This window comes from Clostridium sp. ETTB3 (assembly GCF_053571985.1).
This window is the reverse complement of the sequence record NZ_CP199832.1, coordinates 1,877,388-1,903,439: the sequence shown is the minus strand read 5'-3', so window position 1 is coordinate 1,903,439 and position 26,052 is coordinate 1,877,388. Positions and strand designations below refer to the sequence as shown.

23 protein-coding genes are annotated in these 26,052 nt (G+C 27.7%); 22 read left to right on the top strand and 1 reads right to left on the bottom strand.

Annotated features, from left to right (window positions below; all coding sequences use genetic code 11):
• Positions 1 to 276: 276 nt before the first annotated feature.
• Entirely contained in the window at positions 277 to 1,149 is an 873-nt protein-coding gene (locus ACUN06_RS09355; RefSeq protein WP_291732566.1) for a metallophosphoesterase, read from the top strand.
• A gap of 131 nt (positions 1,150 to 1,280) precedes the next feature.
• Here the strand turns inward: ACUN06_RS09355 and ACUN06_RS09350 are convergent, their stop codons facing one another.
• Positions 1,281 to 2,234 carry an alpha/beta hydrolase gene (locus tag ACUN06_RS09350; RefSeq protein ID WP_449389697.1) on the bottom strand — a complete coding sequence of 318 codons (954 nt, stop codon included), beginning with the start codon at positions 2,232 to 2,234 and terminating at the stop codon, positions 1,281 to 1,283.
• A 199-nt stretch (positions 2,235 to 2,433) separates the two neighbouring features.
• Here ACUN06_RS09350 and ACUN06_RS09345 point away from each other — a divergent pair, with 199 nt between their 5' ends.
• From ACUN06_RS09345 to mnmA, 21 genes are all read left to right on the top strand, one after another.
• A complete protein-coding gene (locus ACUN06_RS09345) occupies positions 2,434 to 3,399 on the top strand; it encodes a tRNA dihydrouridine synthase (protein WP_449389696.1) in 966 nt (321 codons plus the stop codon).
• A gap of 121 nt (positions 3,400 to 3,520) precedes the next feature.
• Complete coding sequence (locus ACUN06_RS09340) at positions 3,521 to 4,645, top strand: SEC-C metal-binding domain-containing protein (protein WP_294161442.1); 1,125 nt, start codon at positions 3,521 to 3,523, stop codon at positions 4,643 to 4,645.
• A gap of 157 nt (positions 4,646 to 4,802) precedes the next feature.
• Entirely contained in the window at positions 4,803 to 5,261 is a 459-nt protein-coding gene (locus tag ACUN06_RS09335) for a MarR family winged helix-turn-helix transcriptional regulator (protein ID WP_291732562.1), read from the top strand.
• Between the two features lie 107 nt (positions 5,262 to 5,368).
• On the top strand, positions 5,369 to 5,785 hold the full coding sequence (locus ACUN06_RS09330) for a HutP family protein (RefSeq protein ID WP_291732561.1): 417 nt from the start codon (positions 5,369 to 5,371) through the stop codon (positions 5,783 to 5,785).
• A 423-nt stretch (positions 5,786 to 6,208) separates the two neighbouring features.
• The gene (locus tag ACUN06_RS09325; protein WP_294161443.1) at positions 6,209 to 7,249 is read left to right on the top strand and encodes an ABC transporter substrate-binding protein; all 1,041 of its coding nucleotides are present in this window, start codon (positions 6,209 to 6,211) and stop codon (positions 7,247 to 7,249) included.
• The gene (locus tag ACUN06_RS09320) at positions 7,249 to 8,169 is read left to right on the top strand and encodes an ABC transporter permease (RefSeq protein ID WP_291732559.1); all 921 of its coding nucleotides are present in this window, start codon (positions 7,249 to 7,251) and stop codon (positions 8,167 to 8,169) included. The genes ACUN06_RS09325 and ACUN06_RS09320 overlap by 1 nt, the downstream gene beginning before the upstream one ends.
• Positions 8,135 to 8,938 carry an ABC transporter ATP-binding protein gene (locus ACUN06_RS09315; RefSeq protein WP_294125005.1) on the top strand — a complete coding sequence of 268 codons (804 nt, stop codon included), beginning with the start codon at positions 8,135 to 8,137 and terminating at the stop codon, positions 8,936 to 8,938. Before ACUN06_RS09320 ends, ACUN06_RS09315 begins: the two co-directional genes overlap by 35 nt.
• A 691-nt stretch (positions 8,939 to 9,629) precedes the next feature.
• A complete protein-coding gene (gene adhE, locus ACUN06_RS09310; protein ID WP_449389695.1) occupies positions 9,630 to 12,278 on the top strand; it encodes a bifunctional acetaldehyde-CoA/alcohol dehydrogenase in 2,649 nt (882 codons plus the stop codon).
• A 452-nt stretch (positions 12,279 to 12,730) separates the two neighbouring features.
• Positions 12,731 to 13,417 carry a Crp/Fnr family transcriptional regulator gene (locus tag ACUN06_RS09305; RefSeq protein WP_291732552.1) on the top strand — a complete coding sequence of 229 codons (687 nt, stop codon included), beginning with the start codon at positions 12,731 to 12,733 and terminating at the stop codon, positions 13,415 to 13,417.
• A 122-nt stretch (positions 13,418 to 13,539) separates the two neighbouring features.
• Positions 13,540 to 14,556 (top strand): anaerobic sulfite reductase subunit AsrA, encoded by a 1,017-nt coding sequence (gene asrA, locus ACUN06_RS09300; RefSeq protein WP_291732550.1) that lies wholly within the window; start codon positions 13,540 to 13,542, stop codon positions 14,554 to 14,556.
• Entirely contained in the window at positions 14,549 to 15,343 is a 795-nt protein-coding gene (asrB, locus tag ACUN06_RS09295) for an anaerobic sulfite reductase subunit AsrB (RefSeq protein ID WP_291732549.1), read from the top strand. Before asrA ends, asrB begins: the two co-directional genes overlap by 8 nt.
• A 13-nt stretch (positions 15,344 to 15,356) precedes the next feature.
• Positions 15,357 to 16,328: a sulfite reductase subunit C gene (gene asrC / locus ACUN06_RS09290; RefSeq protein ID WP_291732547.1), complete on the top strand. Its 972-nt coding sequence runs from the start codon at positions 15,357 to 15,359 to the stop codon at positions 16,326 to 16,328.
• Positions 16,329 to 16,447: 119 nt separating this feature from the next.
• Complete coding sequence (locus tag ACUN06_RS09285) at positions 16,448 to 17,398, top strand: transposase-like zinc-binding domain-containing protein (protein WP_449389694.1); 951 nt, start codon at positions 16,448 to 16,450, stop codon at positions 17,396 to 17,398.
• Positions 17,399 to 17,730: 332 nt separating this feature from the next.
• A complete protein-coding gene (locus ACUN06_RS09280; RefSeq protein ID WP_294397751.1) occupies positions 17,731 to 18,225 on the top strand; it encodes a hypothetical protein in 495 nt (164 codons plus the stop codon).
• 276 nt (positions 18,226 to 18,501) lie between these two features.
• Positions 18,502 to 19,542, top strand: a complete 1,041-nt coding sequence (locus ACUN06_RS09275; RefSeq protein WP_449389693.1) for a CAP domain-containing protein — start codon at positions 18,502 to 18,504, stop codon at positions 19,540 to 19,542.
• A 270-nt stretch (positions 19,543 to 19,812) separates the two neighbouring features.
• Positions 19,813 to 21,078, top strand: coding sequence for a replication-associated recombination protein A (locus ACUN06_RS09270; protein ID WP_449389692.1), 1,266 nt, complete (start codon positions 19,813 to 19,815; stop codon positions 21,076 to 21,078).
• Between the two features lie 104 nt (positions 21,079 to 21,182).
• Complete coding sequence (locus ACUN06_RS09265) at positions 21,183 to 22,460, top strand: L-cysteine desulfidase family protein (protein ID WP_449389691.1); 1,278 nt, start codon at positions 21,183 to 21,185, stop codon at positions 22,458 to 22,460.
• 321 nt (positions 22,461 to 22,781) lie between these two features.
• Positions 22,782 to 23,231, top strand: a complete 450-nt coding sequence (locus ACUN06_RS09260) for an RrF2 family transcriptional regulator (RefSeq protein WP_412217973.1) — start codon at positions 22,782 to 22,784, stop codon at positions 23,229 to 23,231.
• 3 nt (positions 23,232 to 23,234) lie between these two features.
• Positions 23,235 to 24,419, top strand: a complete 1,185-nt coding sequence (gene nifS / locus ACUN06_RS09255; RefSeq protein WP_294367352.1) for a cysteine desulfurase NifS — start codon at positions 23,235 to 23,237, stop codon at positions 24,417 to 24,419.
• 2 nt (positions 24,420 to 24,421) lie between these two features.
• Complete coding sequence (gene nifU, locus ACUN06_RS09250; RefSeq protein WP_294367354.1) at positions 24,422 to 24,865, top strand: Fe-S cluster assembly scaffold protein NifU; 444 nt, start codon at positions 24,422 to 24,424, stop codon at positions 24,863 to 24,865.
• Positions 24,866 to 24,884: 19 nt separating this feature from the next.
• Entirely contained in the window at positions 24,885 to 25,970 is a 1,086-nt protein-coding gene (gene mnmA / locus ACUN06_RS09245) for a tRNA 2-thiouridine(34) synthase MnmA (protein WP_301953800.1), read from the top strand.
• Positions 25,971 to 26,052 lie beyond the last annotated feature (82 nt).

The following is a 26,052-nucleotide window of genomic DNA, read 5'->3' as shown; positions in this document are numbered from 1 at the left end:
TTTATAGTATATATTACAGAATATGTTACCATTACAAGTATAATATTCATTGAATTTCTCTGCAAGTTAAGAAAATTTAAAATTAATAATAATATTAGATTATAAATAAAATATAGTATTTGTAAAAAAATACAAAAATGCTTTATTTTTATATAAAATAAGCTTATTATTAATATAATTAAAGCAGAAATAATTAGTTTTCACTTTGTAATATTTGCATGGTGTATTGATTTAATTTATTGGATTATAGTGAAGTTTACTAAAGGAGGAAATAATATGGTAACTGAAATATATAATAGTGGTATAATTCCTATAATATTAACAGGAATTTTTATTACTTATGGATGTATAAATGCTAAAAATGTAATTGAAAAAGAATATAATATATATACTGATAAAAATATTAGAAATGAAGGATATAAAGTTAATTTTATATCGGATTTACATTTTGGAACTACAATGAGTAATAATGAATTACAAAAATATTGTGATAACATATCTCAAAGAAATGTTGATATAGTAATACTAGGTGGAGATATTGTTGATGAAAATACAACTTTAAAACAAATGAAAGATGCATTTAAAATTTTATCATCTATTAAAAGTAATTATGGAATAGTTTATGTTTATGGAAATCATGATAAATCACGATATGCAATAAACCCTAATTATACTGAAGAAGAATTAAAAGAAGCAATAAGTGAATGTAGAATTAAAATTCTTGAAGATGATATATATGAAATAAATAATGAATTATGTATAATAGGAAGAAAAGATAGATCAGATTCTGAAGAAAGAAAATCAGCTCAAGATCTTGTTAGTGAATTTAATAAAGATTATTATACTATAATTGTAGATCATCAACCTTGTGAAATAAATGAAAATAGTGAAAATGGATATGACTTAATGGTTTCAGGACATACTCATTTTGGGCAAATATGGCCATTAGGACATTTGATGAATTTATTTAAAATCAATGAAATGAATTATGGATATGAAAGAGTTGGAAATATGGATATTATAGTATCATCTGGCATGGGAGGTTGGGGATATCCAATAAGAACAGAAAAAAAGTGTGAATATTTAATAATTAATATTGTAAAGGAAATAAATTTTGGAAAGAGAAGAAGCAGAATGAAAATAACTTAAAAAATAATTTGTTTAAGCAAGGATGCAGGAAGGAATGTTATTATTAAGTAAATAAAAAGGGGATGTATCAGATTGAATTAATAAATTTATTCTGAATACATCACCCTTTTTATTTATTTTAAAGTTTATAGTTATTGATTTATATATTTATTTATAAAGTTAGAAACTGTTGTCCAATAAGTTTCTGGATCAATTTCTGAAGCTTTAGCATGTCCAGCATTTTTTATTGTTAATTTTTCTTTTTCAGAGTTTGTAGCATCATAAAGTTCATCCATCATATAATAAGGAACAAAATCATCTTCATCACCATGAATAAATAAAATTGGAGTTTTAGAGTTTTTAACTTGCTTTATTGCTGAAGCATCACCTAAAAAATATCCAGCTTTTATTTTTGCAACTAAAGATGAAACATTCATTATTGGAAATGGTGGTAATGAAAATAAATTATCTAATTGATAGGAAAATTCATCCCAAACAGAAGTATAACCACAGTCAGCAATAATTGCTTTTACGTTAGAAGGAATTTCTTCACCAGATACCATTAATACTGTAGAAGCTCCCATTGAAACACCATGTAATACTATTTCAGCATCAGGATCATCATTTAATATTGTATTTATCCACTTTATTATATCTAATCTATCATCCCAACCCATACCAATATAATTACCTTCACTTAAACCATGAGATCTTAAATCTGGTATTAAAATATTATATCCCATATCATAATATTTTTTGGAGTAAGAGCTCATTTTACGACCTTCGCTTGTATAACCATGAACTGAAATTACCCATTTATTTGTTGGTTGAGGATTTAATATTTTATATGCATGCAATTTTAAATTATCAAATGAGTTTATATATTCATCTTTATAATTAGAACTTGTTAATAGCCATTCAATATCTTCATCTAATACTTGTCCACTTGTTTGGGAAGCTTCTTCTGGAGTACCAAAGACAATGTCCTTAGGAGTGTTAGGGTTTAAAGATAAATTATAAAAATAATTTCCTATAAATCCTAATGATATTATAATAAATAATAAAATGACGCTTAAGGATATGATAATAATTTTCTTTTTCTTCATTTTTAATTCTCCTTTTAACTTGCAAACAAATTATTTGATAATCAAATATTATTTAGATTTATTTTAACATAACTTATAAAGCTTTTACAAGTAAATAAAAGGAAGATATTTTTGATTGTTTAATATATTTATTCTATAGATTATAAAAGTTTTGGCTGATATAATAACTTTAGAATATTTACAAACAAGGAGTAATTAAATGAAATTTTATTTAGCACCAATGGAGGGTATAACAGGCCATATATATAGAAATTCATATGAAAAATATTTTCATAATATAGATAAATACTTTACACCATTTATAGTTCCAAATCAAAGTGTAAGTTTAAAAACTAAAGAATTAAAAGATCTTTTACCGCAAAATAATAAAGGGTTAAATATAGTTCCACAAATATTAACTAATAATGCAGAGGGGTTTATTCTTACTGCAAATAAGCTTAAGCAATTAGGTTATGAAGAAATAAATTTAAATTTAGGATGCCCAGCAGGAACTGTTGTTTCAAAAAAGAGGGGGGCTGGATTTTTAGCATATCCAGAAGAATTAGATAAGTTTTTAGATGAAATATATAAGATTGATAATATGAAAATATCAATAAAAACAAGATTAGGAAAAGAACGCGCTGATGAATTTTATAAATTAATAGAAATTTATAATAAATATCCACTTGAAGAATTAATAATTCATCCAAGGACAAGAGAAGATTTTTATGGAAATACTCCAAATTTAGAAGTGTTTAAAGATGCATTAAAATTAAGTAAGCATTCTATATGTTATAATGGAGATATTTTTACACTTAATAGTTATAATAAAATAATAAATGAATTTCCAGAAGTAAATAAGGTTATGCTTGGAAGAGGGATATTAGCTAATCCTGGTTTAATTGGAGAAATCAAAAATAATGAATTTGCCAATAAAGAAATAATAAAAATGTTTCATGATGAAATATTTGAAAATTATACAATATTATTAAATGAAGATAAAAATGCAATGTATAGAATGAAGGAATTATGGGGATATATGTCACATATATTTACTAACAATAAAAAGTATTATAAGAAAATTAAAAAAGCTCAAAAAGCTATAGATTATAAAAATGCAGTTAATAGTTTATTTATAGAACAAGATATTATTAAAGGTGCTGGATTATTTAACAATGAAGTATAAAAATAGAATAATTTTTGTTAAATACTTTAATGGTAAAAAATAATTTTGACTAACTTAAAAAAAGCTATATAATAGAATAAGTGAATTTTTTGTAAAATAGAATATGGGGTGACTTAATTTAATGGAAGATAAGAATAAACTTCAAGAGGAAATAATAAAGGCGGATTTAAGAAATGATGAAAAAATGTGGAAAAGTCTAGATGAAGCTTGCACATTAAATTCATTTTTAGAAAAAATGACTAAAGATGAATTAGTTAAAATAGCTAAAAAATATTCAGTAAAAGGTATTACAACATTAAAAAAAGCAGCTGCTGTTGAAAAAATCAAAGATGTTGTTTTAACTAAGGCTAATATTGCATTAGAATCAATGGAAGAAAATACTTTAAAATTTGTTGAAGAATTAATTAAAGTAAATGGATTAAAGAAGTATAAATTTGATGAAGTAATTTACATAAATTACTTAAGAAATAGAGGATTAGCTTTTTCTGGTATTAAGGATGAGGAAGCTTTTGTAGTAATGCCAGAAGAGTTAAAAGAAGTTATTTCTAAGCAACTAAATAAAGAAGTTAGAGATAAAGCAAGATTAAATGGAGAAATAATAAAAGCCATGGCAGGAATGGTTTATTATTATGGTGTATGCAACTTTGATTTAGTAAAAGCTAATTTAGAAAATATATTTGGAAAAACATTTGAAGAATCATACTTAAATGGATTAATAGCAAATGGTGAAGAATTAGGTTATGACTATGTAATTGAAGAAAAATTATTATGTCATATAGATGTTGAAGATGTAGAAGGTGTATTACAGCTTCAAGAAAAGGCTGAAAATGATTATTATAAGTTTGATAAAAAATCATTAATAAAAGCAGGAAAAATTGATTTTGTTGAAGAAAATAAGCAAGGAGCTAAAATAGAAAAAGTTTTAGGTGAAGTCTTTGTTATAGATAAAAATATATTAAAAGATGAAATGGTTGGGTTTATTGTTGCTATTAAAAATGAAATGGAAATGCAAGAAGCAATAGATAACTTCCTTGAAGCTTATGAAATTCAATCAGATGAAGAAAGAAATATTTTTGTACATGAATTAGAATTATTTGCAAAGAGTATTAGAAAATGGTCTTTAAAAGGATATACACAAGATGAAGTTGAAAAACTTAAAGCAAGAGTTGTTAACACTGTTAAAATAGGAAGAAATGATCCTTGTATTTGTGGAAGTGGTAAAAAATACAAAAAATGTTGTGGATAAAAGTAATTTAAATTATTATTTGGGAATGCTATGAATAAGCATTCCTTTTTTTATAATTATAAATATTAATTAATAAATAATTTCAAATAATACTGGCTTAATTTATATAATTTATTTTATAATAAAAATATATGTTTATTTTGGGAGAGTGAAACAAATGATACAAAATGAAGCTAGAGATGTATTAAATACTTTGTTAGTTGATTTATTTAATGATATTTTAAAAATTGAAGCATCTGTACTTAAAGAAGGTGAGTTTAATGATTTATCTGTTACAGAAATGCATATAATAGAAGCTATTGGATTAGATAGAGAAATGACTATGACAGAAGTTGCAAGGGATTTAGAAATTACAGTAGGCACATTAACTACAGCAATAAATAGATTAATTAAGAAAGAATATGTTGAAAGAAGAAGAATCGAAGAAGATAGAAGAGTTGTATTAATTAAATTAACAGAAAAGGGTGATGAAGCTTTTAAGAGTCATGCTGATTTTCATGATGATATGATAAAGAGTATAATGAAGGAACTTCCAAAGGATGAAGAAGAGATATTAATTACTGCCCTTAAGAAAATGGTTAATTTTTTTGAAGAAAAGTATAATTTAAAAAAGTAAGTTTAAAATTCACATAGTTAATTTTACAATAAGAAATTATATATTAGAAATAAAATTGGGATAAATTAATTTATTAAAGTTTATTATGGAGTATGGGAGAGGTTAGAATGTATTTTAATTTAAGCATGGAAGTTGCAAAGGTTGCCACACAAATGGCTATTTCCACTAGGGAAGAAGAAGAAAAGTTAAAAGCAGAATATAAAAAAGAGGGGATTTTAGCAACTGCAGTTAATATTGGTGGAAATATAAATGAATCAACAACAAAAATTATGGAAAGAACTTTAGTAGCATCTAAAAGAAGTAATGTTATTAGGGAAGAGCATTTACATGAAGGTGGAGTAATTGGAGCAACAAGAGATGCATTAATGCAAGTTAGGGAAAGGGCTACTGGTCAAAATGTTGGAGGTAAAGTAGGAATTGCTAGAAAGGGTGAGCATTTAAGTGTATGTATATTTTTAAGTGTTGGGTTATTACATTTAGATGAAGTAGTAATAGGGATAGGGCATAGAGCTGTTCCTGAATAATATAAAATGATATTAATAAAAGGCTATATAAAACTTTATTTTATTATGATAAGTTTTTATATAGCCTTATTTTAATATATGGAAAATAATAAAAGTTTTTAAGTAGTAAAGTTTAGTTATGTAATTTATTTCATATAAAATTAATTCCACAAAGTTAGTGTGAAGATAAAAGATTTCTCATATTTATATAGGATTAAAAGTAAATTATTCAATAAAATATTAATATTTACATTATATACAAATAGTGGTATTATTAAAATTAATAATTTAATATAATAACTTAAGTTTTGGTAACAAAAGGATAAAAAAACACTATTATGATTAAATAAGAATAAAATTACATATAGTTTTATCGTTGTAGAAGGTAAAAAAGAAGGGTAATAGGACAAGCTAGGTTATTTTGAATTTTAGGAGGATAGAAATATGGTAGGAAAGAAAAAATTAGCTTTAATTTTAAGCGGATTATTAGTTATGACAGGATTAATGTCTTGCTCAAGCAATAACTCAAGTGAAAAAGGTGAAAATGCAACTAAAGCAAGTGAAAGTACTAATGAAGATGGTAAAACATATACTATTGGAATAAATCAATTAGTACAACACGATGCATTAGATGCATCAAGAGAAGGATTTATTGAAGGATTGAAAGAAAAGGGATTTGAAGAAGGTAAAAATTTAAAAATTAATTATCAAAATGCACAAGGAGATATGGCAATTGCAAAAACTATATCAGATCAATTTGTTACTTCTAATGTAGATTTAATATTTGCAATAGCTACTTCAAGCTTACAAGCATCATATAATTCAACAAAGGATATTCCAATAGTATTTACAGCAGTTACAGATCCTATTGATGCTGGAGTAGCAAAATCATGGGAAAGTTCAGGAACTAATGTTACAGGAACATCTGATATGGTTTCTATGGAAAAACAATTAGAATTATTAACAAAATTAGTTCCAGATATAAAAACAATAGGTGTTATTTATAATTCTTCAGAAGCAAATTCTTTAGCTCAAGTGCAAGAATTAAAGAAAGAAGCTGAAAAGAAAAATATCAAGGTTAAAGAAATTTCAGTTACAACAGTAAATGAAATAAATCAAAATTTAACTGCTGCATTAGGAGAAATAGATGCATTATATGCACCAACTGATAACACCGTAGCTTCAGCTTATGATTTAGTAGGAAATATTTGTTTAAGCAAAAATATACCTATATTATGTGGTGAAGAAGCTGGAGTATCAAAAGGTGGACTTTGTTCAAGTGGTATAGATTATAATAAGTTAGGAAAAGAAGCAGGATATAAGGCTGCTGAAATTTTAAATGGAAAATCACCAAGTGATATAGAAATAACAACTTTAAGTGATATTACAATAACAATTAATACTGATGTAGTTAAAAAATTAAATATAACTGTTCCAGAGGATATTAATTCTAAGGCTACTAAAGTAACTGGAGGGGTTAAATAGTGGAATTAGTAGTTAATGCATTAGAACAAGGCTTATTATTTGCATTAGTTGCAATGGGAGTTTATATAACTTATAAGATATTGGATTTTCCAGATCTTTCAGTGGATGGGACGTTTCCTTTGGGAGCAGCAATATCAGCAGCACTTTTAGTAAATGGAGTAAATGCATGGGTATCTATAATTGTAGCAACAATTGGAGGTGCAATTGCAGGAGCTATAACAGGTTTTTTACATGTTAAGCTTAAAATAAGTAATTTAATGTCTGGAATACTTGTAATGATGGGGCTTTATTCAGTTAATTTAAGAATAATGGGTAAATCTAATATACCTTTATTTAATACAAATTATATTTTTAAGGGTACTAAGATAAGTCCAATATTTATCATTTTAGCAATAGTAATAGTTGTAAAAGTTATTTTAGACTTATATTTAAAAACTAAAAGTGGATTTTTACTTACAGCAGTAGGAGATAATGAACAAGTAGTATCTTCACTTGGAGTAAATAAAAACTTAGTAAAAGTTTTAGGATTGGCAATTAGCAATGGATTAGTATCATTAGCAGGATCATTAACAGCTCAGCACCAAGGATTTTCAGATGTTACTATGGGAACAGGTATAGTAGTAATGGGATTAGCTGCAGTAATAATAGGTGTATCTATATTTGGAAAGATATCATTTATAAAAGTTACTACTTTATCCATATTTGGAGCTATTATATATAAATTAGTAATAGCAGTTGCTTTATGGATGAAATTAAATCCAAATGACTTAAAGATATTAACAGCTGTTTTAGTTGCAATAGCACTAGCTGCAAATAATAATGTATTTAAATTTAAACGTAAAAAGAGTAATACAAAATCAATTAATGATAAGGGTGGTGATGATGATGCTAAAGATTCTGGGATTATGCAAAGTTTTTAATACTAACACCATAAATGAAAATAAGGTTTTTGATAATTTTAATGTTGATATAAAGAAAGGTGAATTTGTTACTATTATTGGTTCTAATGGAGCTGGAAAATCAACTTTATTAAATTTAATAAGTGGAAATATAAGTGTTGATTCTGGATTAATATTATTAGATGGAAAAGATGTATCTCATAAAGATGAATTTAAACGAGCAAAGCAAATAGGAAGAGTATATCAAAATCCATCATTAGGTGTATCACCTAACATGACAATATTAGAAAATTTATCATTAGCAGATAATAAAGGTAAAAGATATGGCCTTTCCTTTGGGATTAATAAAAAAAGAATAGATTATTATAAGGAATTATTAACTAAGATTGATTTAGGATTAGAAAATAAGCTTTATAATAAGGTTACATTATTATCAGGAGGACAAAGACAAGCATTAACATTAATGATGGCTGTTATGTCTGAACCAAAATTATTACTTCTTGATGAACATACAGCTGCTTTAGATCCTAAAACATCAGCTAAGGTTATGGAAATTACTAAGGAAGTTGTTAAGGAAAAGGGGATTACTACAATAATGGTAACTCATAATATGAAGCATGCTTTAGAATGTGGAAATAGATTGCTTATGATGCATCAAGGAAAAATAATTATTGATGTTAAGGGAAAAGAAAAGAAAAATTTAACTACAGAGAAGTTAATGGAGATGTTTAGCAAAGCAAATGCATTAGGTGAATTAAGTGATAGGAGTTTATTAACATCTCTTGCTTAATAGATAAAAAATAAATATATATAGCATATGCTCCCTTTATGGTAGATTGGTTTATAAATTTAAACTGTTTATCATAATGGGAGCATATTATTTAATTGATATTTTGTTATATGACCTGGACTAAATTAAAGTTGATTTTATAAGATATATAAATACTATATTTTTAAAATTTCTTAATTCAAAATAAAGTAATTATACTTTAAATTATATATATTTAATACTTAATATAAATCAATTACTAAAACAAAGATTATTATATAAATAAAATATTATGATTAGGGAAAAAAATAATTTAGTAAAAAAATAAATTGAAATGTAAGTATTATAATTAGATAAAAGGGGATTGTTATTAATATAACGATAGTGGTTTTGAGAGTTAAATATAATAAATAATTAAATTATAGTATTAATGGGAAAAAGCCTTTTAGTAATTTGAAAAGAATGTCTAAAATAATATTAAGTGGGTAAAAATATTTCTTATAATGAGAAATAAGGGGATTATAGGAAAAATAAAAAATAAAATTTAAAAAAATTAAAAAAAAAGTTTGACAAAAATTAAACAAGCTAGTACAATAAGGTTGTGGGTAAGTTAAAAAGTTAACAATTAAAATAAAAACTTAACAAAGCCACTGAAATTAAGAGATTAATTAAAAATTATTATAAATATTGAGTATTTAGGAGGATGTAATAAATGAAAGTTACAAACGCTCAAGAATTAACAGCAAGAATTAAACAATTAAGAGAAGCACAAAAGAAATTCGCTACTTACACTCAAGAGCAAGTAGACGAAATATTTAGACAAGCAGCTTTAGCAGCTAACCATAACAGAATTAAGTTAGCTAAATTAGCTGTAGAAGAAACTGGAATGGGAATAGTTGAAGATAAAGTTGTAAAAAACAACTTTGCTGCTGAATATATATATAACCAATATAAAAATATGAAAACTTGTGGAGTTTTAGAAGAAGATAAAACAAGTGGAATCACTAAGGTAGCAGAACCAATCGGTGTTATATCTGCCATAGTTCCAACAACAAACCCAACATCAACAGCAATATTCAAGTGTTTAATAGCTTTAAAGACTAGAAATGCTATAATAATATCTCCACATCCAAGAGCTAAAAATGCTACAATAGAAGCAGCTAGAATAGTTTTAGAAGCTGCAGTTAAAGCAGGAGCTCCAGAAGGAATAATAGGATGGATAGATCAACCATCAGTTGAATTATCACAAAACGTTATGAGAGAATCAGATATAATATTAGCTACAGGTGGTCCAGCAATGGTTAAGGCTGCTTACTCATCAGGAAGACCAGCTTTAGGGGTTGGAGCAGGTAACACTCCAGCAATAATTGATGAATCAGCTCACATTAAAATGGCTGTAAACTCAATATTACTTTCTAAGACATTTGATAACGGTGTTATCTGTGCATCAGAACAATCAATCATTGTTTTAGAAGAAGTTTATGATGAAGTTAAGAAAGAATTAGCTGAAAGAGGAGCATATATCCTTAAAGGTGAAGAAATAGATAAAGTTAGAAGCATAATCTTAAATGAAAAAGGTGGATTAAATGCTGACATGGTTGGTCAATCTGCTTATAAGATTGCTAAGATGGCAGGAGTTAACGTTCCAGAAAGCGCTAAAGTTTTAGTTGGAGAAGTTACTTCAGTTGAATTAGAAGAACCATTCTCACATGAAAAATTATCTCCAGTATTAGCTATGTACAAAGCTAAATCATTTGAAGAAGCTTTAGATAAAGCTGATAGATTAATTGAATTAGGTGGTATGGGTCATACATCAGTTTTATACACTGATCAATTAAAGAATAGAGATAGAGTATTAACATTCGGTGAAAGAATGAAAACTGCTAGAACATTAATTAACATGCCAGCAGCTCAAGGGGCTATCGGAGACTTATTTAACTTCAAGTTAGCACCATCATTAACATTAGGATGTGGATCATGGGGAGGAAACTCAGTTTCAGAAAATGTTGGTCCTAAGCACTTAATTAATGTTAAGAGCATTGCTGAAAGGAGAGAAAATATGCTTTGGTTTAGAGTTCCAGAAAAAACTTACTTCAAATACGGATGTTTACCAGTAGCTTTAGCTGAATTAGGTGAAATGGGTAAAAAGAAAGCGTTCATTGTAACAGATAAAGTATTATTTGAAATGGGATATACTAACAAGGTTACAGAAGTTTTAGAAGCACAAGGAATCCAATACAAAATATTCTCAGATGTTGAACCAGACCCAACATTAAGATGTGCTAGAGCTGGTGCTGCAGAAATGACTAACTTCCAACCAGATGTTGTAATTTCACTTGGTGGTGGATCAGCTATGGATGCTGCTAAAATTATGTGGGTTATGTATGAACATCCAGAAGTTAACTTCCACGATTTAGCTATGACATTCATGGATATAAGAAAGAGAATATACAAATTCCCAACAATGGGTCAAAAAGCTATGATGGTTGCTATAGCAACTTCAGCTGGTACTGGATCAGAAGTTACTCCATTTGCAGTTATAACTGATGAAGAAACAGGAGTTAAATATCCATTAGCTGATTATGAATTAACTCCAGATATGGCTATTGTTGATGCTGAATTAATGATGACTTCTCCTAAGGGATTAACAGCTTGTGCTGGTATTGATGTATTAGTTCACGCAGTTGAAGCTTATGTTTCAGTAATGGCATCTGAATACACTAATGGATTAGCTTTAGAAGCAATTAGATTAGTATTCAAATATTTACCAGATGCTTACAATGAAGGTACAACTAACATTAAGGCAAGAGAAAAAATGGCTCATGCATCTTGTATGGCTGGTATGGCATTCAGTAATGCATTCTTAGGAATTAACCACTCAATGGCTCATAAGCTAGGTGCATTCCATCACTTACCACACGGTATGGCTAACTCTTTAGTTATGAAAGAAGTTATTAAGTTCAATGCTACTGATGCTCCAACTAAGCAAGCAGCATTTGCTCAATACAAATATCCAAATGCAGCATGGAGATATGCTAAGATTGCTGATCATTTAGGATTAGGTGGAAACACTGAAGCTGAAAAAGTTGAATTATTATTAAAGGCTATAGATGAGTTACAAAACAAAGTAAATATGCCTAAGACAATTAAAGATGCTGGTGTAAGCGAAGTTAAATTCTTCGAAACATTAGATGAAATGGTTGAGCAAGCATTTGATGACCAATGTACAGGAGCTAACCCAAGATATCCATTAATGAAGGAATTAAAAGAAATGTATATCACTAGCTACTATGGTGAAAATGCTAAAAATGAAGCAAAGGCTGAAGCAGCTACAACTAAAAAAGAAAAGAAAAATAAATAATCAATAATATATATAGGTCCTAGTTTTTACTAGGGCCTTTTTGTATAAATATATTTTGTGATAATTCAACATATTTTATATTTTTAATAAAGAATTTTGAGGGTTGTTTTAGGAAAGAGGTATATAAAAAGTAAAAAGTTTTTATTTTGCTATTTTTTGGTGTGCAATAAAGGAAATGGTTGGGGGAGGGGTTTTAATTAGTTAGTGTTATGGCTTTATATAACTATGTTATATCAAAATGTTGTTGATATAAGTGACGGTATTTAATGTTAAGTATATGCATCTGTTATATAAAAATGTTGTTATTGTAATGTATCATTTTAAAATTTATTTAATATATTTATTACCTATAAATTAATCAGAAATTATAGAAAACTTCTATACATATAATAGGTGATTTTTATGAAAGTTGTGATATAATATTCACAATAATATTACAAGGGGATAAAATTTTGAGTAAAAATGTTTTTAAATTAAATGAAATTTCAATATTTTCTCAAATAAATAAAGATACATTAGATAAGCTTAATGAAATTTGCTTTATAAGGCAATTAAAAAAGGGAGAACATCTTTTTAGAGATAAGGAATTAATAAAAAGTATATATATAGTTAAAACTGGAAAGGTTGCTTTATATAAGCAAAGTGAATCTGCACAAAAAAAGGTTATTTTTATTTTAGGAGAAGGAACAGTAGTTAATGAAGTTATAATAGATGATTTGCCATCTTCAATTAATTGTGAAGCATTTGAAAAAACTGAAGTTTTTTGTTTTGATAGAAATAAGTTTTTGGAGATTATGAAAGATGATTTTGAATTATCTAGGGTAATTATAAATTCATTAGCACTAAAGGTAAGAAGATTATATAGGCAAGGTAAAAATTCAATTCCTATAAAAGTTGAAAAAAGAGTTGCAGCAAAACTATGGAAATTATCTAAAGATTATGGAATAGAAATTGAGGAAGGTACACTAATAGATTTAAATATAACTGTTACATATCTTGCAGATATGTTTGGAGCTCCAAGGGAAACAATATCAAGATCTTTAAAGATTTTAAAAAATGAAGGATTAATTATTAATAAAAATAAGAAAATTATAGTTCTTGATAGGGAAAAGCTTGTTAAATTTTTTAAGGAAAATTAAGAAAATATTAAAATGATGTGATGAATATCACATCTTTTTTTTTAGGAAAAAAATATAATTAAACCAGATGATTGTTAATGTATTAACAAGTAGAATAAAAAATAAGCTAAGAGGTGTTTTACATGGGATATAAACTTAACTTAGAAAATATGAATTTAGCTTTAAATAAGTTAAAGAAAACATATAAAATTTATGCTCCTAAAGTTTTTGAAGGGGCAGGAACTTTTTCAGATACAGATAGAGTTAGATATGGAGAAGTTTCAACTATAGAAGAAATTGAATTTAATGAAAAATCAAGTTATTCATATAAAGAAACTATTTTACCTATAAGACAGACTTTATTTTTCTTTACTGAGGAAGATTGTAAAGAAGCTGAAGTTGATGAAAGACCAGCATTAATATTTTTAAGAAGTTGTGAAATTCATTCATTAAAAAGAATAGATGATATTTATTTAAGAAATGGATTTGAAGATATCTATTATAAAAAGATGAGAGAAAGAGCAAAGTTTGTTTTAATTGGATGCGAAAAAAGTTTTGAAAATTGTTTTTGTGTAAGCATGGGAACAAATAAAACTGATGAATATAATGCATATATTAAAGTTGATGGACAAGATGTGTATTTAGATATTAAGGATGAGGAAATAGCAAATATAATTGCTTCTATAGAAAAAGAGGAGAAGGAAGTTACTCCTGATTTTGTTAAGGAAAATGAAGTTAATGTTAATATTCCAGAAAATCTAAGCTTAGAAGTTATGAAATCTACTATGTGGAATGAATATAATGAAAGATGTATTGCATGTGGAAGATGTAATTTTGTCTGTCCAACATGTACATGTTTCACTATGCAAGATATAACTTATAAGGATAATAAAAATGCAGGTGAAAGAAGAAGGGTTTGGGCATCATGTCATGTAGATGGATATACAGATATGGCAGGTGGACATAGCTTTAGAAAAGAAAAAGGACAAAAAATGAGATTTAAAACTCTTCATAAGGTATATGATTATAAGAAAAAATGGGGATATCACATGTGTGTTGGATGTGGTAGATGTGATGATATATGTCCAGAATATATAAGTTTCTCTACAATTGTAAATAAGTTAGAAGGCGCTATGAATGAGGTGAAGAATAATGACTAAGAATGAATACATACCATTTAGATCTGAAATTTTAGAAGTAATTGAACACACACCAATAGAATATACTTTTAGAATGGCTTATAAGGGTGATGTTAAACCTGGTCAATTCTTTGAAGTATCACTTCCTAAGTTTGGAGAAGCTCCAATATCAGTAAGTGGGATTGGAGAAGATTTTGTTGACTTAACAATAAGAAGAGTTGGTAAAGTTACTAATGAAATATTTAAAAACTATGTTGGAGATAAGTTGTTTTTAAGAGGACCTTATGGAAATGGTTTTGATATAGAAAACTATAAAAACAAAGAAGTAGTAGTTGTTGCTGGGGGAACAGGACTTTCACCAGTAAGAGGAATAGTAGAATATTTCTCTAATAACAGCAATGATTGTGAAAGCATGACTCTTATTACAGGATTCAAATCACCAGAAGATGTTTTGTTTAAAGAAGACATGAAAATTTGGAAAAAAACTATGAATCTTATTTTAACAGTTGATACTGCACCAGAAGGTTATGAAGGTAATGTTGGATTAGTTACTAAATATATTCCTGAATTAGAAATTAAGAATATGGATAATGTACAAGTTGTTGTTGTTGGACCTCCAATGATGATGAAATTTACAGTTTTAGAATTCTTAAAGCTTGGAATCAAGGAAGAAAACATTTGGATTTCTCAAGAAAGAAAAATGTGCTGTGGAATAGGTAAATGTGGGCACTGTAAAATAGATGATACATATATTTGTTTAGATGGGCCAGTATTTAATTATACAGTAGGAAAATCTTTAATTGATTAGGAGGAAGTAATTAATGGATATCAATACTAAAAAGCTTAAAAAGAATGCCTTTAGAGTTACAAAACATAGAGGAATTACAGCTTCAAGAATAAGAGTACCAGGTGGACATTTAAATGCCAAGTATTTAGGGCTTATTCAAGAAATTGCTGAAACATATGGTAATGGAACTGTTCATTTAACTACAAGACAAGGGTTTGAAGTTCCAGGAATAGATATGAAGAATATGGATAAGGTTAATGAATTACTTCAACCAATAATTGAAGGATTAGAAATTAATCAAGAAATTCCAGGTAAGGGATATACATCTGCAGGTACAAGAAATGTAAGTGCATGTATAGGTAATAATGTCTGTCCATTTGCAAATTATAATACAACTAATTTTGCTAAAAAGATAGAAAAAGCAATATTTCCACATGATTTACACTTTAAAGTTGCATTAACAGGATGTCCAAATGATTGTATGAAAGTTAGAATGCATGATTTTGGTATTATTGGGATGACTGAACCACAATTAGATGAAAGTAAATGTATTTCTTGTGGTGCTTGTGTTAGAGCATGTACTAAAAAATCTACAGCAGCTTTACATGGTGAAAATTATACACCAGTAAGAGATCATAGCAAATGTATTGGATGTGGTGAATGTGTAATTAATTGCCCAACAGGAGCATGGACTAGAAGTAAAGAAAAATATTATAGATTAGCAATAATGGGTAGAACAGGGAAGAAAAATCCAAGACTTGCTGAAGATTTCTTAATTTGGGCTGATGAAGAAAGCATAATTAAAATAATAGTTAATACTTATAAGTATGTTGAAAAATATATTGATAAAAATGCACCAGGTGGTAAGGAGCATATAGGATATATAGTTGATAGAACTGGGTTTGAAGAATTTAAGAAATGGGCTTTAGATGGAGTTACATTATCAGATAAGGTTATTATTAAAAATAACGTATACTGGAGTGGAATTAAATATCCTAACGTATAATTGAAAAAGAGTACTTTTGTGCTCTTTTTTTGTATGTAAAAAAATAAAAATATACGATAAGATAATAAAATTTGTTTAAAATTATAAAATTAAGTTAATAATCATAACTGGTGATGATTATGATAAATAGTAGATTTTATAAAACTTTAATTAAAACTAGTCCTAAATTAAGCAATGAACAATTAAATTACAAGAAATATTATAAGAATGTTGAAGAAAATAAAATTAAAGAAGGAAAACAATGTCCTTACTGCAAGGGTGAAAAAATAATAAAGTTTGGATTTTTTAATGGGCATCAAAGATTTAGATGTAAAAACGAACTTTGCAAAAAGACTTTTACAGGCAATATAAATAATCCTTTTAGATATTCTAAAAAGTTTAGAGAAAATTACGAAAAGTATTTTGAATTTTTTATACAAGGGCTACCCTTGAGGATTTGTGCTGCAAAGACTGGAATTACGCTAGTTACAGCATTTTTTTGGAGACATAGATTTTTACATGACTTAGCTAAGAAAAATTATAAAGAAAAAATATCAGGGATATATATTGAGCTTACTCAATTTGTTACTTTGGAAAATTTTAAGGGCGATAGAAAGTTCCATGAAGAAAAGAGAGATAAAATTATAGTTATAAATGCATTAAATGATAAAATTGAAATTCTTCCAATTATGGGAGGAAGAAAGTTTTTTGGAGCTAATCAATTAAGGGATAATCTTATACCAAGACTAGATAAAAAAGCTTATACCGTAGGATTTATAAATGGAAGGTTAAAAAACTTTTGCAGAGCACTTAATGTAGTTAATAAGGTAAAGATTAATAAAGAAGAAATTAATGAAATTGATAAGGGATATTCTAATAAAATAAAATGGTGGCTAGTTAAATTTAGAGGTGTTGCAAGTAAATATTTAGATCATTATTTAAATTGGAGAGCCTTTGAATATAAAAATAGTATTGAATATACAAGGAATAATTCAATAATAGAAAAAATTAATTTTAATATTAATATAAAGGCTGAAATTAATACTTATTTATCTTGGAATAAAATAAAAGAAAAGACTATTTGTATTTAAAATTTACATAGTAATATAAATTTTAAATGATAAGTTTTAATTTAGAAAGAAGCTATTGTCTAAATTTGAGAATGGTTTATTTGTGATTGATTTTATTTGAAGTAAGTTGAAAATTTTATTTATATTAATTGAAAAAATTAAGTTTATAGTTTTGAGCAAGATTAAGTATAGTAATGTAGTTTTATTACTATATAGTTCTGTTATATTAAATTGTTGTTAACAACATTTTAATATAACAGAACTATATACTTGTAATTAGTATATGTATATCATATCTTTAATTAAGGTTACATAAGATTGTATAAATAAAGTTTAGGGGATGGTAAAGTTCAATGAAAAAGATAATTTCAATAATATTAATTATTATTTCTATTAATAGTGTGGGGTGTAGTAGCAATAATATATCAAATAATGAGATTAATAAAATGAAAGAAACAATTGAGAAGGTATTGTTTTACGAAAAATCATATGATGATGAAGTAAGTGATTATATTGATGAAAAAACATTTAATGAATGTAATTATGAGGTGTTTTATAGTTACTTTATAGGGAAAGTTAAATTTACTAAATATGAAAGTGAAGTAAAAAGCATATTAAGGGCTGGAAATAATTATACTATTTGTATGGTGTTAAATATGGAAGCAAAGGGAACTGAATTACAAAGTGATGGAATTGATGAAGGATATGATTGTGTTGAAGGAAAAGATGTTCCTATAGAAGTTATTTTAAAAAAAGAAGGTAAAAATTATGTAATTAAGGAAGTCAAAGAATATACAAGTTTAGAAGAAGCTCAAAATGAAAATGAGGGATTTAAGAAAAATAAATAAAATATACGTGGTAATTTATTGAAAGTATAAAATTTCTAAGTAGTTATAAAAGTAGAAATCATGCTGAAATTTATATGGTGTTTTAATGGAAATTAAGGAATTTAGAAAAATAAATTGATATTAAAACCATGTAAGGAGGAGGTTTACTATTAGTTTTTTTGAGGAGTTATGATATAACTATAGATGGCAGCGTTAGTGAAAGTAAAAAGTACTTTGAACTAATAAGATATTGGACAATAGTAAAGTTGTTCGAAAAAATAAAAAGGAGTGGTACAGATGAAGAATAAACTAATTGCCGGTATAATTACATTATCAGTTCTAGGGGGAATGGTTACACCTACCTTTGCAGCTGTAAAAAATAAAAATGAAATAAATGTGGAAAATAATTCAAAAGAAAATTTAATTCAAAACACTAAGTGTGGTATTTCAGGAAGTTTATTACATGGATTTAAATTTAAAAAGATATGGTGGAGTAACAACGGTTCATGTGGTGGAATAATTATTGGAGGCACTATAAATAAGCCTAATAATGATGGAAATATCAATAATGGAAACAGTAATAATAACAGTAGCAACAATAATCAAAATGGAAATGACAATAGTAACAATGATAATAATTTAGGTGGTAATAATGGCAACAATAATATTGAGATAACGCCACCAACTGGAAATAATGAAAAACCGAATAATCCAAGTATAGCTCAGAAGCCAGGGGATACGGTAACTCCTCCAACAACAGAAGAAAAACCAAGTGTTCCTAACATACCATCTGTAGATGAAAAGCCAGGTAATACAGATGAACCAACAGTGGATGAAACACCAAGTATTCCAGAAAAGCCTGAGGTAACACCACCAACAGTGGAAGAAAAGCCAGATAATTCTATAGGAAATGATACTATTAATTCAGAGCAAAGCTTTATGGCAGAAGTAGAAAGAGCTATATACAATAAAGTGAATGAGGAAAGAGCAAAAGCAGGAGTTTCTTCATTAACATATAATGATGTAATGCAAAAATATGCAAGAATTAAATCTAAAGACATGGGAGATAATAATTATTTTAGTCATGAAGATTTAAGTGGTAACCTTATAACTACTCAAATGAGAAATGATGGAGTATCATATAAGGCATGGGGAGAAAATATAGCTTATATTGGTGGAAATATGAGTGCAGATGCATTAGCACAGCAATTTATGACCAATTGGATGAATTCATCAGGACATAGAGCAAATATTTTATCAGATAATTTTTCAAGTATTGGAGTAGGAGTATATAAAATAGGAAATAAGGTATATGCTACTCAAGAATTTTATAAATAGTAAATTTTCTTAAAACATAAATAAATATATATATATTTAATAAAAGCTTGTTCATAATAAAATGTATACTACAGAATAATTTTACATTTTAAATATGGACAGGCTTTTTTATTTATTAGAAAAATTTATAATAATTTATTTTATATAAAGCAAAGATAAGTTTAAAATTAAATAAAAAAGTAGAAAGTATATTAAAAAGAAAAATAAAATTTATTACAATTATAATATTATGTTATACTTTAGATAAAACAGTTATTTTGAGGTGAAAAGATGAAGCCATTAGCGGATTTAATAAGGCCTAAACAATTAAGTGAAGTTTTTGGTCAGGAGCATATATTAGGAGAAAATAAAATTTTAGATAGAATAGTAAAAAGTGGACGAATTTCAAATATGATATTTTATGGCCCTCCAGGGGTAGGAAAAACTACAGTAGCTAATATAATTGCAGAAAAGTCAGGAAAAATATTTTATAAACTTAATGCAACTAATGCTTCATTAAAAGATATTCAAGAAATAACAAAGGAATTAGATACATTTTTAGGTGTTAATGGTGTAGTTCTTTATTTAGATGAGATTCAAAATTTTAATAAAAAACAACAGCAATCATTATTAGAATACATAGAAGATGGTAGAATAACTTTAATTGCATCAACAACAGAAAATCCATATTTTTATATATTTAAAGCGTTACTTTCAAGATCAACTATTTTTGAATTTAAGCCAGTTGAAGAAAATGATATAAAAAAAGCTTTAAATAGGGCAATTGAAATTAAAAGTAAAGGATATAATGAAATAAAATTGCAAGTTGAGCCTGAAGCAATAAATTATTTATGTGCATATTGTAATGGAGATGTAAGAAAAGCTATTAATGGATTAGAAGTAGCTTTAAATTCAACTAAACCTAATAGTGATAAAGTTGTAGTAATTGATTTAGAAACTGTAAAAGATTCAACTCAAAGTAAGGTAATTGCATATGATAATGATGGTGATTCACATTATGATATACTTAGTGCGTTTCAGAAATCAATTCGTGGTAGCGATGCTGATGCTGCAATTCATTATTTAGCAAGGCTTATTAAAGCTGGTGATTTAATTTCTATATGTAGAAGGTTGCAGGTAATTGCTGCAGAGGACATAGGGCTTGCTTATCCACAAGTTAGTATGATTGTAAAATCATTAGTTGATTCTGCTAGAGAGTTAGGATTTCCAGAAGCAAGAATTCCTCTTGCAGAAGCTACAATACTTTTAGCAACAAGTCCAAAATCAAATTCAGCATGTTTGGCAATAGATGCAGCATTAAATGATTTAGAAAATATGTCTATAGGGGATATACCTAATCATTTAAAAGATGCACATTATAGTGGAGCTTGTAAAATGGGTAGGGGAGTTGAATATAAATATCCACATAATTATCCAAATCATTATGTGAAACAACAGTATTTACCACAAAATATTAATAACAAAATTTATTATGAATATGGTGATAATAAATTTGAAAAAGCTATAAAAGATTATTGGGATAAGATTAAAAAATAATAATCAATAATATGAAAAGGCAATAAAATAGTTAACAATAGATTGAGAGAAGTTTACATTTTTATATTTATAGATAATAATTTAATAATTAAATGGGGGAACAAATGATGGAACAAAAGAAGTATAGTGATTATTTACAAATTTTAAAAGAAGAATTAGTGCCTGCAATGGGATGCACAGAACCAATTGCAATTGCATATGCAGCTGCAAAAGCAAGAGAAGTATTAGGGAAAATGCCAGAAAAGGTTATAGCAAAATGTAGTGGAAATATAATAAAAAATGCAATGTGTGTAACAGTTCCTAATACAGGAGATTTAGTTGGAATTAAGGCTAGTTCAATTATTGGTGTTTTAGCAGGTGATTCAAGTAAGGAACTTGAAGTTATTAATGAGGTAAAAGAAGAACATATAAAAGAAGCAAATAAGCTTATGAATGAAGAATATTGTTTTGTTGAAAGATTAGAAAGTGATATTCAATTACATATAGTAATGGAAGTATACAATGGAAATGAAAGTGCATTAGTAGAAATAAAATATGCTCACAATAATATATCTAAGGTAATTAAAAATGGGGAAGTATTATTTGAAGGAAATGAAGACCCAAGTAAATATTTAGGAGTATTTATTGATAGAAGTATATTAAATGTTAATGATATATTTGAATTTGCAAATACTGTGGATATAAAACATATTAAAGAATTGTTAGACATGCAAATAAATTATAACATAGAAATTGCAAAAGAAGGATTAAATGGAGAGTATGGAGTAGGGATAGGCAAAATGCTTATGAAGTGTTATCCAAATTCAATTATTACTAAGTTAAAGGTTTATGCAGCAGCTGCTTCAGAAGCTAGAATGAGTGGATGCTCATTGCCTGTTATGACAAATTCAGGAAGTGGAAATCAAGGTATGGCAACTTCTATTCCAGTAATAATATATGCAAAGGAAAAAGGATTAACAGAAGAAGAATTATATAGAGGATTAGTTTTTTCAAATTTAATTACTATACACCAAAAAACAGGAATAGGAAGGCTTTCAGCATTTTGTGGGGCAGTAAGTGCAGGATGCGCTAGTGGAGCTGCAATTACATATTTAGAAGGTGGTACATTAGAGCAAATAAATAAAACAGTTACAAATACATTAGCAAATATTTCAGGAATAGTTTGTGATGGAGCAAAGGCATCTTGTGCAGCTAAAATTGCAACAAGCGTTGATGCTGGTATGATGGCGCATTATCTTGCTATGGAAGATAAAAGCTATGTAGCAAATACAGGAATATTAAAAGAAAATATTGAAAAAACAATAACTGCAGTAGGAAGACTTGGAAAAGAAGGAATGAAGGAAACTGATAAAGAAATATTAGAAATAATGCTTGAGGGGTAATTAATAAATTTTAATATTATATAAAGATATGGGATTATTGGGAATGTCGCATTAACCAGTATATTTTGTTAATTTTTATTTTTTAAAACAATATATCGTGTATAAAAGTTTTAGTGCGGTAGCCTCTATTCATTATATTTATTAAAAGATTCATAGCTTTTATAAAGCAAAGTAGTTCACAATAAATTGTGCTAAAAGTTTACATAAATAAATTGAATTTAATTTGCAATGTAAGATAATTTCAGTGTTGACAAAAGCAGAGTAAGTTAGTATGATATAAATATAAAGTAGAGCAAAAAAGTCTGAATAAGGGGTGAGAAAATGAAATTATCAACTAAAGGAAGATATGGAGTAAAAGCCATGGTTGAATTAGCAATACATTATGGAGATTCTCCTCTATCAATAAAAACTATTTCACAAAGGCAAGGAATATCTGAATATTACTTAGAACAGTTATTTTCTCCACTTAGGAAAGCAAAGCTTATAAATAGTATAAGAGGTGCTCAAGGAGGCTATATTTTAGGAAGAGAGCCAAAGGATATTAAGGTTTCTGATATAATGTATGTACTTGAAGGGCCTATAGAGATTGCTGATTGTATTGAAGGGGTTGCTTGTAATAATATAGATTGTTGTGCAACTAGGCTTTTATGGACAAAAATAAAAAGTAGTATAGATGAGGTTATGGAAGGCATAACATTACAAGATATAGTAGATGACTACAATAAAATTAAAGAAAAAAATGAAGCGTTAACATTACAGAGGAGTGAATAATATATGAAAACAGTATATATGGACTATGCGGCTACCACTTATGTAAAGCCAGAAGTTTTAGAAGAAATGATGCCATATTTCACACAAAAGTTTGGTAATCCATCATCTTTTTATGGAATATCAAGAGAAACTAAAATGGCGATAGATAAAGCAAGAGGGCAAGTCGCTAAAGCTTTAAATTGTGATATGAATGAGGTTTACTTCACAGGTGGTGGATCTGAGTCAGATAACTGGGCAATTAAAGGTATTGCATCAGCACATAGAAAAAAAGGAAATCATATAATAACAACTAAAATAGAACATCATGCTGTTCTTCATACTTGTGAATACTTAGAAAAAAATGGATTTGAAGTAACTTATTTAGATGTTAATGAAGAAGGATTTATTGATTTAGAAGAATTAAAGAATGCAATAACAGATAAAACTATATTAGTATCTATAATGTTTGCAAATAATGAAATTGGAACTATTCAACCAGTAAAAGAAATTGGTGCAATTTGTAGAGAAAGAAAAGTATTATTCCATACAGATGCAGTTCAAGCAGTAGGAAATGTTCCAGTTGATGTAAAAGAAATGAATATAGACCTTTTATCTTTAGCAGGTCATAAAGTATATGGGCCAAAGGGAATTGGTGCTTTATACATAAGAAAAGGTGTTAGAGTAGACAATTTAATTCACGGTGGAGGTCAAGAAAGAGCTAGAAGAGCTGGTACAGAAAATATAGCTTCAATCGTTGGATTAGGTAAGGCAATAGAGTTAGCAACTGAAGATTTAGAAGGACATATGAAGAAGCTTTCAGTTCTTAGAGATAAACTTATAGATGGTATTTTAGAAAGAATTCCATATTCTTATTTAAATGGACCAAGAGGAGAGAAGAGATTACCTGGTAATGTAAATGTAAGATTTACTTATATAGAAGGTGAATCAATATTATTATCTTTAGATTTTGAAGGAATATGTGCTTCAAGTGGAAGTGCTTGTACATCAGGTTCATTAGATCCATCACATGTACTTTTAGCAATAGGACTTCCTCATGAATTAGCTCATGGATCATTAAGATTAACATTAGGAGATGGATCAACAGAAGAAGATGTTGATTATGTTTTAGAGGTATTACCTGGAATTATTCAAAGAATTAGAAATATGTCACCATTATGGAGTGATTTTGTTAAGAAGGGAGAAAAATAATTATGATATATACAGATAAAGTTATGGACCATTTTAGAAATCCAAGAAATGTAGGAGAAATAGACGACGCAAACGGTATTGGAGAAGTTGGAAATGCTAAGTGCGGAGATATAATGAGAGTTTACCTAAAGGTAGAAGATAACATTATTCAAGATGTTAAGTTCCAAACATTTGGATGTGGATCAGCAATTGCTTCATCATCAATGGCAACTGAAATGATTAAAGGAAAGACTTTAGAGGAAGCTTGGGAATTATCAAATAAGGCTGTTGCTGAAGCTTTAGATGGACTTCCACCAGTAAAAATGCACTGTTCAGTGTTAGCAGAAGAAGCTATACACAAAGCAATTAATGATTATAGAAAAAATGCTGGATTAAGCACTGAAGGTTGGGAATTCGAAGAAACAGACCATGATGAATTACATGATGCAGTACACGGACACGAATAAAGTTTAAGGTGTGATTTTAATGGAAAAGAGGAAAAAAGTAGTTATAGGTATGAGTGGCGGAGTTGATAGCTCCGTTGCTGCTTACCTTTTAAAAGAGCAAGGTTATGATGTAATTGGTGTTACAATGCAAATTTGGCAAGAAGATAAGGATTATACAGAAAGAGAAGGTGGATGTTGCTCACTTTCAGCTGTAGATGATGCTAGAAGAGTGGCAAATAAAATTGGAATACCTTTTTATGTAATGAACTTTAGAGATAGCTTTAAAGAAAAGGTTATTGATTATTTTGTTCAAGAATATATTGATGGCAAAACTCCAAATCCATGTATAGCATGTAATAAGCATTTAAAGTTTGATGAGTTATTAAGAAAAGCTCAAGGAATAGGTGCAGATTATGTTGCAACTGGACATTATGCTAAAATAGAGCAAGATGAAAATGGGAGATATCAATTAATACGTTCTGATGATGATAGAAAAGATCAAACATATGCATTATATAATTTTACTCAAGAACAATTAGCTCATACTCTTATGCCTTGTGGAGGATATACAAAGGATAAAATAAGAGAAATTGCTAAGGAAATTGGATTATCAGTTTATAATAAAAAGGATAGCGAAGAAATTTGCTTTATACCAGATAATAATCATGGTAGATACATAAGTGAAGCTAGACCATTAGAAGTTGTTCCAGGAAACTTTGTTGATAAGAATGGAAATGTACTTGGTCAGCATAAAGGAATAGTTTATTATACAATAGGTCAAAGAAAAGGATTAGGAATAGCTCTTGGAAGACCTGTATTTGTAACTGATATTAATCCTAGAACTAATGAAGTTGTATTAGGGCCTGAAGAGGATATATTTAAGACTGATTTAGTTGCTAAAGATGTTAATTTTATAGCATTTGATAAGTTAGAAGAACCAGTAACAGTAGAAGCTAAGGTTAGATATTCAGGTAAACCAGCAGAAGCAGTTATTTCACCTTTAAAAGATGGTAAGGTAAAGGTTAGCTTTAAAGAAAAACAAAGAGCAATAACAAAAGGTCAATCAGTTGTTTTCTACCAAGGAAACAAAGTTGTTGGCGGAGGAGTTATTGCTGGAATAATATAAAATGGGCTGTCGCACTAAATTATACACAATATATTGTTTAAAAAACAAAAATTAACACAATATATTGTAGTATTTATTCTTA

What these genes read in the sequence shown, in the direction of transcription:
- ACUN06_RS09335 (WP_291732562.1), top strand. Translation starts at nt 4,803, where the DNA reads ATGATACAAAATGAAGCTAGAGATGTATTAAATACTTTGTTAGTTGAT.
- ACUN06_RS09280 (WP_294397751.1), top strand. Translation starts at nt 17,731, where the DNA reads ATGAAAAAGATAATTTCAATAATATTAATTATTATTTCTATTAATAGT.
- ACUN06_RS09285 (WP_449389694.1), top strand. Translation starts at nt 16,448, where the DNA reads ATGATAAATAGTAGATTTTATAAAACTTTAATTAAAACTAGTCCTAAA.
- ACUN06_RS09325 (WP_294161443.1), top strand. Translation starts at nt 6,209, where the DNA reads ATGGTAGGAAAGAAAAAATTAGCTTTAATTTTAAGCGGATTATTAGTT.
- ACUN06_RS09330 (WP_291732561.1), top strand. Translation starts at nt 5,369, where the DNA reads ATGTATTTTAATTTAAGCATGGAAGTTGCAAAGGTTGCCACACAAATG.
- ACUN06_RS09260 (WP_412217973.1), top strand. Translation starts at nt 22,782, where the DNA reads ATGAAATTATCAACTAAAGGAAGATATGGAGTAAAAGCCATGGTTGAA.
- ACUN06_RS09265 (WP_449389691.1), top strand. Translation starts at nt 21,183, where the DNA reads ATGATGGAACAAAAGAAGTATAGTGATTATTTACAAATTTTAAAAGAA.
- asrC (WP_291732547.1), top strand. Translation starts at nt 15,357, where the DNA reads ATGGATATCAATACTAAAAAGCTTAAAAAGAATGCCTTTAGAGTTACA.
- nifU (WP_294367354.1), top strand. Translation starts at nt 24,422, where the DNA reads ATGATATATACAGATAAAGTTATGGACCATTTTAGAAATCCAAGAAAT.
- ACUN06_RS09350 (WP_449389697.1), bottom strand. Translation starts at nt 2,234, where the DNA reads ATGAAGAAAAAGAAAATTATTATCATATCCTTAAGCGTCATTTTATTA.
- mnmA (WP_301953800.1), top strand. Translation starts at nt 24,885, where the DNA reads ATGGAAAAGAGGAAAAAAGTAGTTATAGGTATGAGTGGCGGAGTTGAT.
- asrB (WP_291732549.1), top strand. Translation starts at nt 14,549, where the DNA reads ATGACTAAGAATGAATACATACCATTTAGATCTGAAATTTTAGAAGTA.
- adhE (WP_449389695.1), top strand. Translation starts at nt 9,630, where the DNA reads ATGAAAGTTACAAACGCTCAAGAATTAACAGCAAGAATTAAACAATTA.
- ACUN06_RS09355 (WP_291732566.1), top strand. Translation starts at nt 277, where the DNA reads ATGGTAACTGAAATATATAATAGTGGTATAATTCCTATAATATTAACA.
- ACUN06_RS09345 (WP_449389696.1), top strand. Translation starts at nt 2,434, where the DNA reads ATGAAATTTTATTTAGCACCAATGGAGGGTATAACAGGCCATATATAT.
- nifS (WP_294367352.1), top strand. Translation starts at nt 23,235, where the DNA reads ATGAAAACAGTATATATGGACTATGCGGCTACCACTTATGTAAAGCCA.
- asrA (WP_291732550.1), top strand. Translation starts at nt 13,540, where the DNA reads ATGGGATATAAACTTAACTTAGAAAATATGAATTTAGCTTTAAATAAG.
- ACUN06_RS09340 (WP_294161442.1), top strand. Translation starts at nt 3,521, where the DNA reads ATGGAAGATAAGAATAAACTTCAAGAGGAAATAATAAAGGCGGATTTA.
- ACUN06_RS09275 (WP_449389693.1), top strand. Translation starts at nt 18,502, where the DNA reads ATGAAGAATAAACTAATTGCCGGTATAATTACATTATCAGTTCTAGGG.
- ACUN06_RS09315 (WP_294125005.1), top strand. Translation starts at nt 8,135, where the DNA reads ATGCTAAAGATTCTGGGATTATGCAAAGTTTTTAATACTAACACCATA.
- ACUN06_RS09270 (WP_449389692.1), top strand. Translation starts at nt 19,813, where the DNA reads ATGAAGCCATTAGCGGATTTAATAAGGCCTAAACAATTAAGTGAAGTT.